Origin of the sequence: Amycolatopsis sp. NPDC023774, assembly GCF_040639695.1 — a bacterium.
Lineage (GTDB): Bacteria > Actinomycetota > Actinomycetes > Mycobacteriales > Pseudonocardiaceae > Amycolatopsis.
This window is the reverse complement of sequence record NZ_JBFAAJ010000044.1, coordinates 1-12,881: the sequence shown is the minus strand read 5'-3', so window position 1 is coordinate 12,881 and position 12,881 is coordinate 1. Positions and strand designations below refer to the sequence as shown.

Below are 12,881 nucleotides of genomic sequence, written 5' to 3'. Positions count from 1 at the left end.
CGTCACTTGGCATGCGCGGGAGCTGTCGCCCCCGTCGCAGCGGAGTACGGCCGGTGGCGGCTCTGGGCCGAAGGAGATTGAAGTTTTGACAGACTTTGTCTTATTTGCGTCTTTATCACTTTTGGTGTGTGTTGTGTTGCACAGCCAAGATCCGTCGAATACGCCGCTTGGTCTATTTCCGCGCGTAATGCTGTTTGGCAGAGTGTTCTCGGGTTCGTCGGGGGCCCAGCAGGTTGGCTGGTGCTCTTGGCGAGGGGATTTTCGTGCGTTCTGTTGGTGTGCGTTGGCGCGCTGTTGTCGTGTCGGCTGCGGTCGTGTTGAGCTCTGTGGCTTTGGTGCAGCCGGTTCTGGCGGCACAGGTTGCGAACGTGCCGGACTCGGCGCCGGATGAGGCGACGGCGACGGCGTACGCCCGGGCGGGCGATAAGCAGGTTGAAGTTTCGTCCGAGACCACGGAGACGTCGAAGACGGTCGCGAACCCGGATGGTTCGTGGACGTTGACCGAGTACACGAACCCCGTGCGGGTCAAGCAGGGAACAACCTGGACCCCGATCGACACGACGCTCGAGCGAAGACCCGACGGCTCGATCGGTCCGAAGGCCGTCGCGGTGGATGTCAGCATCAATCCGGGCGGTGCTGGTTCTGCGGCGAAACCCATTGTCCAGGCGGGAGAAGACGGCACCGCGGTCGGTCTGAAGTGGACCAGTGACCTCCCGGTGCCGACTCTCTCCGGGGACACTGCTACTTACTCCGAGGTTCTTCCGGGCGTCGACCTGACGGTCAAGGCGGCGACCGAGGGGTACACCGAGAATCTCGTCATCAAGACTCCCGAGGCGGCGCAGAACCCCCAGCTGCGGGACGTGCCGTTCGGGCTGTACACGCACAACGCGACGGTCTCCGTGGCTGAGGGCGATGGGCGCGGTACGCCGGCCCAGTCGACGCCCACGGACGGTCTGGAAGTCAAGAACTCCAGCGGGGATGTCGTTTTCGCCGGTGACGCCTCGAGGATGTGGGACTCGTCGGGCGACGGCACCCCGGCTGAGCAGCAACTGGGCGAAGGCGGCGGCCGGCGCGAAGCGGTGATGGACTTCACGCTCACTCCGGACAAGGTGACGATCAGTCCGGACGAAGCGTTCCTCTCCGACCCGAAGACCAAGTACCCGGTGTCGCTGGACCCGGACAACTGGTGCACCTCTTGCGGCATTCAGTCTCACGTGGTGGTGCAGTCCGGTTTCCCGACGGCGCATAACTGGAACGCGTCCACAGGTGACCTGTCGAACCTGAAGGCCGGGTACGAGGATTACGACAGCGCGAAGATTTCCCGGTCGTACATCCAGATGAACACCTCGCGTCTCGGTGGCACGGTGATCAAGTCCGCGACCTTGAACACCACGATCCAGCACAGCTACAGCTGTACTCCTGATCCGACCGGCCTGTGGATCTCGAACCCTGGCGACAGCAACACGACGTGGAACCAGCAGCCGAGTTGGCCGTACTGGGTGTCGGACATGAACGTCGCGAACTGCCACGACGCACCGAACGTCGCCGGCCAGTTCGACGCACTCCGGGCAGCGCAGGACGCGGCGGCGAACCACTGGCAGAGCGCGTGGTTCGTGCTCGCGGCTCGCAACGAGGGCACCACGGCGGCGTGGCGCCGGTTCGATCTGAACCCGTATTTCCAGGTGGACTACGACTCCTACCCGAACTCACCGGCTAATCTGTCGATGCAGCGCGGCACGGCGAAGTGTGTTCAGGGCGTGAACCGGCCGTGGGTGGCCACGAAGACGCCGCAGTTGGCCGGGTCGGTGTCCGACCCCGATGGCGGCACGCTGCTGGCCGGGTTCAAGGTGGGTGCCGGGACCGCGGGCAGCAGCACGAACGTTCACGACAACAGCGGCACTCCCGTGACCGTCGGCACGCCGGGTCCGAACCAGGCGGCGACCGCGCAGTTGGCGGCTGTCCCCAGCGGGTGGATTGCGGGGGATGGCGTTTACAACTGGTCGATGCAGGTCAGTGACGGTCAGCTGTCGTCGCCGTGGGTGGGCAATTGCGAGTTCACTGTCGATTCGGCGGTGCCGCGGGCGCCGTCGGTGACCATGACCGGCACGGCGCCGGAGCATCAGAACGACAGTGTGCACTTCGGTGTTTCGGCGAGCATGGCGACGATGGGGTTCTACGACATCGCCCGTTTCATCTACACCACCGATGGTTCGGAACCGCAGCCGCAGGGCTCGCCCAGCGTCACCGCGACCCAGGGCACGGATGCGAACGGCAATCTGGTTGCCACGGCGGACCTGTCCGCGTTGGCGGTCAACGGCAACCAGAACTTGATCAAGGTCAAGGCGGTGAACAAGGCCGGCACCCCGGGCCCTGATGCCACTTGCGTGACCAGCGGCAACCTCGACGCGGCGACCTGTTCGTTCCACGTGCTGCCCTACACCCCTTCCGTCGGTCTGGTGGGCGCGTGGCCGCTGGATGAGATGGGCGGCCGGATCCTGGCCGACACCGCGAACACCACGCCCAACAACGACGGCCTGGCCGTGCACACCGCGAGCCTGATCGCCGGCGGTGACTGGGCCGCGGGCTACGACCACGGCAACGCCTGGACCCATCCCGACGCCAGTGGCTACAGCGAAGGCACCAAGGGCGCGCTGACCCTGGACGGCTCCAGTGGCTATGTCACCACCAGCGGTCCGGTGCTGGACACGACGAAGTCCTTCAGCGTGGGCGCGTGGGTGAAACTGGCCAACACCAACGGTTTCCAGACCGTCATCTCTCAGGATGGAAACCAAGGCAGCGGGTTCTATCTGCAGTACTCGAAAGTCGACAACGCGTGGGCGTTCAGCATGCTGTCTGCCGACCAGGCCAACGCTGGTGTGGTCCGAGCGAAGTCGACGAAGCCCCCTGCTCTGGGGGTTTGGACTCATGTGGCGGGTACGTACGATGCGTCGACGGGCACGATGACGCTCTACGTCGACGGTGCCAAGCAGGCCGCCAACGTCATCACGAGTTGGGCGGCCAATGGGAATCTGGTGATCGGCGCGGGCAAGTACAACGGGTCCCGGGCTGACTTCCTGGCCGGTCAGGTGGACGACGTGCAGGTGTGGCAGCGGGTGCTGTCCGCGCAGGACGCACACGATCTGGCCAACGCCGCGGTGCCGCTGGCGAAGTACGGCCTGGCGGAAGGCTGCACCGACGTGCTCGGCACGACTGTCCCGTCGCTGCAAGGCAACTGGGCCTTCGACGACGGCACGGGCAACACGGTCAACGACACGAGCGCGTTCGGCAACACCATGACCCTCAACGGCGGCTACGGCTGGACGACGGGTCAGGCTGCGGGCGCTGTGCACTTCGACGGTTCCACGGGCTATGCCACCGCGGCTCCGGCGGTGGACACGACGCAGTCGTTCACCGTGTCGGCGTGGGCGAAACTGGACGACGCGAGCGGCTACTACACGCTGTTCGCTCAGGCCGGTCAGCACACGGCGGCGTTCCAGCTGCGCTATTCGCCGGATGTCAACCGCTGGGTGTTCGGGATGACCACGGCCGACGACGACACCGTCGACAACTACCACTGGGCGTTGGGAAGCCAGGCGCCGCAGGTCGGGGCCTGGACCATGCTGACCGGGGTCTTCGACCAGAAGTCGATGCGCGTCCGGTTGTACGTCAACGGGAAGCTCGAAGGCCAGAACACCGTCCCCACGGTGTGGAGCGCCGAGGGCGCTTTCACGGTCGGATCGAACGTCGGCGTGGGGAACTTCTTCAAGGGCTCCGTCGATCAGGTCCAGGCGTGGGGTCAGGTCCTGACCGATGACCAGGTCGCGGGTCTGTATGGCGACCGATATTTCGACACGATCAGCAAAGCGACCGGGACTGGTTCCGGCGGTGTGAGCCTTGCTGCGGACGACAACGCGTGTGCCGCGCGGTTCGACGGGTCCGGGACGGGACAGATCGACGCGGGACGGCCGGCGAACCTGCGCACCGAAAAGTCCTACACCGTCGAAGCGTGGGCCTACCACTCCTGGACTGCCGATGACGTGGCAGCGCACGGCGCTATCGACCCGAACGGGCGAGCAGTAGTGGGGATGGATGATCCGCAGTTCTCCGCCGAGCTGCTCGGGTATCACCCTTTACCGGACGCGAACGGTGTTGCGCATCCCAAGTGGACGATGCTCATCAGCTCGTCGCCTACCGACCCTGGAGCGTGGTGGGCGGTCAGTGACGCCGACGCCGTCGACAACACGTGGGTTCATCTGTCGGCCACCTACGACGCGTCAACCGGCACCATGGCGTTCTACGTCAACGGCGTGAAACAGAACACCTACCTGGGGACGGCCAACGGCCAAGGCATCACCAGCCGGGCCAGCACCGGTGACCTGTTCATCGGACGTGGTGTGTGGAATGGCCAACGGTCCGACCAGTGGTATGGCGGTGTGGCCGGGGTGCGCGTGTACCAGGGCCTTCGCACTGCCAACGACATCGGCAATGACGCCAGAACAGACGATCCTGGCGTGACGTTCGGTCGCCTGAATCTCTAATCGAGCAGCGGGCTCTTCCATTTTTGTGTTCCACCTGTGCAGACAAGGGTGATGAGCATCATGACCGTCTCGAGACGGGTTTTTCGGATCAAGCGGTGGGCACGCACAGTGGCTGTCGCGGTCGCCGCGATCATGCTGGCGTCGAGCCAGGACGCGGTCGCGTCGCCGACCGGCTGGCACGGGTTGGGCTGGGATCTGCCGGCGCTGCAGGCCGAGCGCTCGGTGGCCGGCAAGGACGTGAAGACGCTGTCCGGCGGTACGCCGGCGGCGCCCGCGTCGGCGCCGGTCCCGACTGTGCACTGGCCCGCCGCGGAGAAGGCCCAGGTGGATCTGCCGGCCACCGCGCAGGGTGGCGCGTCGCCGAAGAGGGTGGTGGCTGGGAAGCAGGTGTCGGTGACCCGCGGGCACGGCCGCGACAGCCGGACCGGCGCCTACAGTGCGACGGCAGCCAAAGCGCCACAGAGGCACGAAGCGGCCAAGGTCGAGGTCAGCACGGTGGATCACGCGGTGGCCGAGAAGGCGGGTATCCGGGGCACCTTGGTGCAGGTCGCTCCGGTGTCGGGCGATACGTCCGGGCCGGTCGAGGTCGTTGTGGACTATCGGTCGTTCGCCGGGGCCTACGGCGCGGATTTCGGTCAGCGTCTGCGGTTCGTGCAGTACCCGGCCTGTGTGGTGAGCACGCCCGAGAAGCCGGAGTGCCGCACGGGCACACCCGTGGACTCGGCGAACGACGTGAAGGCCGGGCAGCTCGCCGGTGAAGTCACCCTCGCTCCCATATCGTCCCGTTCGGCGACGGTGCTGGCAGCCACGCCCGACACTTCCAGCGGTGGCGGCGACTTCAAGGTGACGAGCCTTGCGCCGGCCGGGTCCTGGACCGCGGGGCAGTCGTCGGGCGAGTTCGACTACACGTATCCTCTCGCCGCCCCGGCGGGCTTGGGCGGTCCGGCGCCGTCGGTGGCGCTGGAGTACTCCTCCGGCAGCGTGGACGGACTGACATCGGCGACGAACAACCAGGCGTCGGCGATCGGTGACGGCTGGTCCCTCGGCGGTGGTGGGTACATCGAGCGGTCCTACAAGTCCTGCGGCGACGACCTGGGCGGAAACAACGGACAGACCAAAACCGGCGACCTGTGCTGGGCGACCGACAACGCGACGCTCTCTCTGGCCGGCCGGACGACCGAGCTGGTGAAGGACACCGCCACCGGCGCTTGGCATCTGCGGGCCGACGACGGCTCCCGTGTGGAGAAGCTGACCGGGGCGAGCAACGGTGCTCAGGGTGGCGAGCACTGGAAGCTGACCACTGTGGACGGTACCCAGTACTTCTTCGGGCTCAACCACCTGCCGGGCTGGCAGGCCGGCAACCCCGAAACCCAATCCACATGGACCGAACCGGTCTTCGGCAACAACCCCGGTGAACCCTGCAACGCGGCCACGTTCGCCGCGTCGTGGTGTCAGCAGGCCTGGCGCTGGAACCTCGACTACGTGGTCGACCCGCACGGCAACGCCACGACCTTCTACTACCAGCCAGAGACCAACTACTACGGGCTGAACCTGAACACCACCAGCGCCGGCACGCCGTACGTGCGCGGCGGTTACCTGCTGCGCATCGAGTACGGCTTCAACACCCGGGTCGCGAGCGTGTACACGCACGCACCCGACCAGATCGTGTTCGACACGGCCGAACGGTGTGTGCCGGGCGGCGCCATCACCTGTGATCCGGCCCAGCTCACCACCGCCAACGCGGCGTCGTGGCCGGACGTGCCCGCCGACCAGCTGTGCACGCAGGGCGCGGCGTGCCCGAACGTGTCGCCGGCGTTCTTCTCCCGCCGTCGGATCACGTCGGTGAGCACGCAGGTCTCCGACGGTGGCACCGGCTGGAAAACCGTGAGCCAGTGGGCGCTGGCCCAGTCCTTCCCCGCCAGTGGGGACGGGTCCAGCCCGGCGATGTGGCTGGACTCGATCACCCAGACCGGTAAGGCCGGCGGCTCGATCAGCCTGCCGCCGGTGACCTTCCACCCGAAGGCCCTGGCGAACCGGGTCAACCCGAGCACCAACTACACCGCGCTGACCCGCAACCGGATCGACTCCGTCACCAACGAGGAGGGCGGCGTCACCACGGTCAAGTACGCCGACCCGCAGTGCACCCCCGGCATGACCATGCCCGCCCCGGAAACGAACACACTGGCCTGCTACCCGGTCTACTGGACACCGGGCGGCGCGACCGACCCGGTGCTGGACTGGTTCAACAAGTACCTCGTCACCGACATCACCGACGACGGCCGCATCGCCGGCAGCACCGGAGACGGGTCGGCTCTGTCCCAGCAGACCCTGACGCACTACGACTACCTCGGCGGCGGGGCCTGGCACTACGACGAGAACTACCTCGCCGACCCGAAGTACCGCACCTGGTCGATGTGGCGCGGCTACGGCACAGTGAAAACCACCGTGGGCCAGGCCACCAGCGACCCGTCCGGACCCCCGACCGTCACCCAGACGCAGTACCTGCGGGGCATGGACGGAGACATCCTGCCCGGCGGTGGCAAGCGGAGCTCGTCGGTGACCGACAGCCTCGGCGAGGCCATCCCAGACAACACGGCGTTGCCCAGCTTCACCCGGGAGTCGCTGACCTACCTCGACGGCAAGGTCATCACCGACACGATCAACGACCCGTGGATCTCCGCGCCGAACGCGACCAACACCAACGGCACCCAGGCCTTCTACACCGGCACCGGCACCACCCGCACCCGCACGTGGATCGCCGCCACCAACAGTTGGCGCACCACCCGCACGATCACCACGTTCGGCAGCTACGGGCTGGTCACCCAGGTCGAAAACGACGGCGACATCGCCGATCCGAACCAGGCCACCTGCGCCCGCACCACCTACGACCAGAACACCACGGCGTTCCTGATCAACTACGTCAGCCAGGTCCAGACGAGCGCCGGCACCTGCGCCACACCCGCCGGCAGCGCCACCATCGTGTCGGACACCCGGTCCTATTTCGACCACCAACCGTTCGGCGCCGCGCCCACGGTCGGTGACGTCACCCAGACCGACACGGTCGACTCCTGGCCCGCCGGCGGCGCGGAACACTTCCTGTCGCCCGCCACCCGCACCGATTTCGACAGCTACGGCCGTGCGGTGTCCGCGACCGATTCCCTGGGCCTGACCACCACCACCGCGTTCACCCCCGCCACCGGCGGCCCCCTCACCCAGGTCGCGACCACCACGCCCCAGGTCAGCGGCACCGACACCACCAAGTTCACCTCGACCCGCTACCTCGACCCGATCACCGGGGCCACCACCGGCGAGGTCGACAACAGCGGCCTGCGCACCGACGCGACCTACGACGCCCTGGGCCGCCTGACCGCCCTCTGGCCACCGGGACACAACAAGAGCACCAACGCCCCGGCCAAAACCACCTACACCTACACCGTCAGCAACACCCAACCCAGCGTCGTCGCCACCAACACACTGCTGTCCAACAGCCACTACGCCACCACCTACGCACTGGTCGACGGGCTCGGCCGCACCGTGCAAACCCAGGCCCCGACCTCGTACGCGCAAGGCGGCCGGGTCGTCACCGACACCTTCTACGACTCACACGGGCGGACGTGGAAAACCCACGACGCCTACTGGAACGGCGACTCCGGGCCATCGACGACGTTGTTGGCGGTCGCGGACAACACCGTTCCGAGTACGACGGTGTCCACCTTCGACAGTGCCGGGCGCGCAACCGCGTCGGCTTATCAGCTCTACGGCACGGAACAGTGGCACAGCACCACCGTGTACGACGGTGACCGCACCACCACCATCCCGCCCCAGGGCGGGACCGCCAGCAGTGTCATCACCAACGGCCTGGGACAGAAAGTCCAGCTGGCGCAATACAAAGACCCGGCCCACACCAGCCCCGGCGACCCGGCCGACGTCACCAGCTACACCTACACCCCCGACGGCCAGCTCGCCTCGACCACCGACACCACCGGCCACAACACCTGGACCACCGGTTACGACCTGCTCGGCCGGAAAGCCTCGGCCACGGACCCCGACACCGGTGCCAGCTCCTTCACTTATGACAACGACGGCCGGATGCTGACCAGCACCGACGCCAGCGGCCGCACCCTCGCCTACACCTACGACAACCTCGGTCGCAAAACCGCCGAATTCCAGGACTCCACCAGCGGGACCAAGCTGGCGTCGTGGACCTACGACACCGTGTTGAAGGACAAGCCCACCAGCTCCAGTAGGTATGCCGGCGGCAAGACCTACACCAACACCGTCGTCAGCTATGACACCGCGGGGCGGGTCACCAACTCTCGGTTCACCGTTCCGATCACCGAAACCGGGTTCGGCGGCAGTTACTCCTTCTCGTGGCGCTACGACACGCTCAGCGATGTCCTGCGTTCCTTCAGCAGTCCTGAAACGGGCGGTTTGCCCGGCGAGACGATGCTCACCGGGTACGACGCGCTGGACAGTCCCACCACTTACCAGGACGCGGGAAGCGTCGGCACCCTGCTGGTCTCCGAGACCGACTACAACCCCTACGGGCAGGTTCTGCGGACCAACTACCAGGACCCGACCCTGCCCAACCAGATCGCGGTCACCCACACCTACGCCGATGGCACCAACCGGCTGGCCACGACCCTGGCCGAGCGGGCCACCTCGACGAACTTCATGATCGCCAACCGCTTCTACAGCTACGACGCGGCGGGCAACACCACCTCCATCGCCGACACCCCCCAAGACGCGCCGGCTGACACCCAATGCTTCAGCTACGACTACCTCCAGCGCGTCACCCAGGCCTTCACGCCCACCAACGGCAACTGCGCGACCACCCCCAGCGTCACGGGGATCGGAGGCGCCGCGCCGTACTGGACGTCGTGGACCTACGACTCGACCGGTAACCGCCGCACGCAAACCCAGCACGGCGCCACCGGGGACACCACCGCGACGTCGACCTATCCCGCGGCCGGGCAGCCGCAGCCGCACGCGATCCAGGCCCTGGACACCACCGGGCCGAACGGCAGCACCCACTCCGACTACACCTACGACCCGGCCGGTCGCACTCTCACCCAGGGAACCGGCGACACACGACAGACCTTCACCTACGACGCCGAAGGCCACATCGCCACCGCCACCGACGCCAGCGGCCACGTCTCCAGCTACACCTACGACGCCGACGGCAACCTCCTGTTCACCAAGGACGCGACCGGCACCACCCTGACGCTCAACGACCTGGAGCTGTTCCGCGCGACCGGCACCTCCAGCACGGTTGGCACCCGGTTCTACACGTTCAACGGCGCACCCGTCGCCGAGCGCAACGCCAGGGCCGGCCTGTCGTGGTCGATGACCGACACCCAGAACACCACCTACGCCACCGTCAACGCCGACACCCTCGCCGTCACCCAACGCCGGCAGGACCCCTACGGCGTGGCCCGCGGCCCGGCCCCGTCCACCTGGCCGGACAGGCACGGCTACCTGGGCGGATACCAGAACACGACCGGTCTGACGCATCTCGGTGCGCGTGAATACGACCCCCTGACCGGGCGCTTCACCACGGTCGACCCGGTGCTCAACACCGACGACCCGCAACAGATGAACGGCTACTCCTACGCCAGCGACGACCCGGTAGGGGAGTCCGACCCGACCGGCCTGTGCTCGGGCCCCGACGGCGCCTGCCACCTGCCCGGCGGCAAGCTGGGCGGCGGCGACGCCTGCCGCAACGGCGGCTGGAGTTGTGGCGGGAAGAGCGATCTGGACTCGAACATCTGCGGCTGCAGGGCGAGTCAACAGCATCCCGCCAACCATGGAACTCCTCCCTCAGGCGGGCACCAGCAGCCAGGGCAGAAGCCTCGCGGCGCATCAGGCGGTGGGTCGCGCGGCGGATCCGGCGATGACGATCATTCAGGCGTTGCCGGCTTTTTGAGCGGCGTTGGACATTTCTTCGCCAAAGCGGGGGAGGCCCTATACGAGTACTCCGGCGCGAAGGACGTCGTAGACGGCTGCATCAGCGACTTCGAGCTCCTCGGATGCCTCAAGGGCGCTGCCGAGGTCGGGATCTGGTTCGTACCCGGCGGCGCCGAGGCCAGAGGCGTCGAACTCGCCTTCGCCGGAGGTGAACACCTCGCCGCGGGCGAGATTGAGGCCGAAGGCCGAGCTGCTGAGGAAGAGCTTGCGGAAACCTGCGAGGTCGGAGCCAACAGCTTCGCCGGAGACACCCCGGTGCTGATGGCCGACGGGTCAAGGAAGCCGATCGAGGACGTCAAGGTCGGCGACAAGGTCCGCAACGCCGAACCCGACAACAGCAACATCGAGATCCACACCGTCACAGCCCTGCACATCACCGACACCGACCGCGACTTCGTCGACGTCACCATCACCACCCCAGGCGGCCCGAAGAAGATCACCTCCACCGCACACCACCTGTGGTACGACGTCACCACCCACAACTGGACCGACGCCACCAACCTGCGGCCCGGCGACCTACTCGACACGCCCGGCGACGGTCACGCGACCATCCAAACCCTCCACCGCTACACCAGCAACTTCCGCACCTACAACCTCACCATCGACACCACCCACACGTACTATGTCTTCGCGGGCGCCACGCCAGTCTTGGTGCATAATGCGTCATGTCCTGTGTACGAGAATCCAGGACATCACGACCCGAAGGGTGGTCCTAATCCTTACAACCCCGCGAAAGGTGTATTACCGGCTGACGCGGAGGAGCAATTCGCCAACAGTGTCCAGGTGGGCAGGGTGCGATGGACGAAAATCGGCTCTGGAAGAAAGGCGGTATACTACCGCTACTCCCAGCATGGTGATGATGTCTGGCACTTCAGTGGCAGCAGTAACGGTGTGACGAAATCCGGAGCTCCGGTAAGGATTCCGCTTGACGATATTCCGGCTTCAATCAAGAGGGGATAGAATTGAGGTTTTCCACCAATGATGGCATGTTTGGCCTAGTTGTCGAACCGGTTTCAACTTCCGGGCAGTCTCGGTTCCAGTTAATCATCGAAGGTCAATTGGTTGGAGACGCTTACCCGAACTTCGCCTATGGTGCCTTCGAGGAGCTGGCACACCTTCCTCGGTTCTCGGACGAAAGACTCGGTCGACTTGTCGAGGATACAGGTGCCGTCTTGGAATTATTGCGTACCGAAGAGGAGCTTCACGATCCTGCAACTGTGTCGCTCGCCGAAGCGCAGGATCGATGGTTCGTTCAGCGCTATATTTACCAGAGCAACGTCGTCTTGATAGGTCGAGAATATGTCGGTTCGTCCTTGGATGAATCGGCATTGATCTCCATCGTGGAGTGTGTCGAGTATGCATCGATTGTTGAAATGGCGCGCGGTTTTTGGGCTCGAAATGACGAACGTTTCCGATCGGAACTTTGGCGAGTAAATATTTACAGCTAGTGCCGTGTCACGCAACGTTGGGTAGGTAATCGGGTCGGCGGATCTTGGAGTTGACTGCGAAGTGCCGTTTGGGGTGGCAATGCCGGTTGCGCCACCGCAGATAGCCTGCGATGGCGGCTTCCTGAGTAGTGTGGGAGGGGTAGTCGCTGCCGTCGAGGGCGAAGCAGCGCAGCGCGGTGAACTCGCATTCGACCCCAGTTCAACCATGAGGCGTTGCTGGGTGTGTAGACCAGCTCGATCCCGTGCTCGGCGCACCATGCGGTGACCTCGGCCTTGGCATGCGGTTTATAGTTGTCACAGATCAGGTAGAGCTTTCCGGTCGGGAAGCGGCGGCGGAGCTGCTTGCAGAAGTCGAGAAACTGAGGCCAGCGTTTGCGGTCACGGAACCGGTAGCACACCTGCCCCGACGCCAGATCCAGCGCGGCGAACATCTGCCGGATACCGGCGTGGCGGTGGTAGGTCGCGCGCAGGCGGGCGGGCTGACCGCGACGGAACCAGCCATGACCAGGACGGGGTTGCAGATTCAACGGCCCGAACTCGTCCGCACACAGCACGCGGCCATCGCCGGGTGGATGATCGTAGAGGTCCAGGATGCGGGCCATCTTGGGGGCGAAGTCCGGGTCACGGCTGGCCTTCCAGGTCTTCGTCCGCTGCCAGGTGATGCCGGCCTTACGCAGAACTCGTCGCGCGGTCTCCGCGGACACAACCAGCCGGTGGTGCTCGCGCAGATAGGCGACCAGCTTGGCCAGACTCCAGGCAGTGAAGGGCTGCCCCAGCCCGTGCGGGTCACTGCGGGCGACGCGGCAGATCAACTCGCGGGCGGCCGGACCGAACTTAGTACTGCAACGACACTTCGTTATGAAGCGACCGGCGTGTCGGTTAGGCTCTGGTTCGACGGTCGTGTAGTTGATCTTGTGTGCTGGAGATG

At 65.8% G+C, this 12,881-nt stretch carries 4 protein-coding genes; 3 read left to right on the top strand and 1 reads right to left on the bottom strand.

Annotation, left to right across the window (positions count from 1 at the left end; genetic code table 11):
• Nucleotides 1–368 precede the first annotated feature (368 nt).
• The 3 genes from AB0F91_RS42775 to AB0F91_RS42765 are packed head-to-tail and all read left to right on the top strand — an operon-like array spanning nt 369 to nt 11,953.
• On the top strand, nt 369–4,538 hold the full coding sequence (locus tag AB0F91_RS42775) for a LamG-like jellyroll fold domain-containing protein (protein WP_360607509.1): 4,170 nt from the start codon (nt 369–371) through the stop codon (nt 4,536–4,538).
• A gap of 60 nt (nt 4,539–4,598) precedes the next feature.
• Nucleotides 4,599–11,465, top strand: coding sequence for an RHS repeat-associated core domain-containing protein (locus AB0F91_RS42770; protein WP_360607508.1), 6,867 nt, complete (start codon nt 4,599–4,601; stop codon nt 11,463–11,465).
• A 2-nt stretch (nt 11,466–11,467) separates the two neighbouring features.
• The gene (locus AB0F91_RS42765; RefSeq protein ID WP_360607506.1) at nt 11,468–11,953 is read left to right on the top strand and encodes a hypothetical protein; all 486 of its coding nucleotides are present in this window, start codon (nt 11,468–11,470) and stop codon (nt 11,951–11,953) included.
• Here AB0F91_RS42765 and AB0F91_RS42760 read toward each other — a convergent pair.
• On the bottom strand, nt 11,950–12,881 hold a 932-nt coding region (locus tag AB0F91_RS42760; RefSeq protein ID WP_360607504.1), incomplete at its 5' end, for an IS630 family transposase. The genes AB0F91_RS42765 and AB0F91_RS42760 overlap by 4 nt on opposite strands.

Excerpts from the sequence above, each read along its gene's own strand:
- AB0F91_RS42770 (WP_360607508.1), top strand. The coding sequence starts at position 4,599 with ATGACCGTCTCGAGACGGGTTTTTCGGATCAAGCGGTGGGCACGCACA.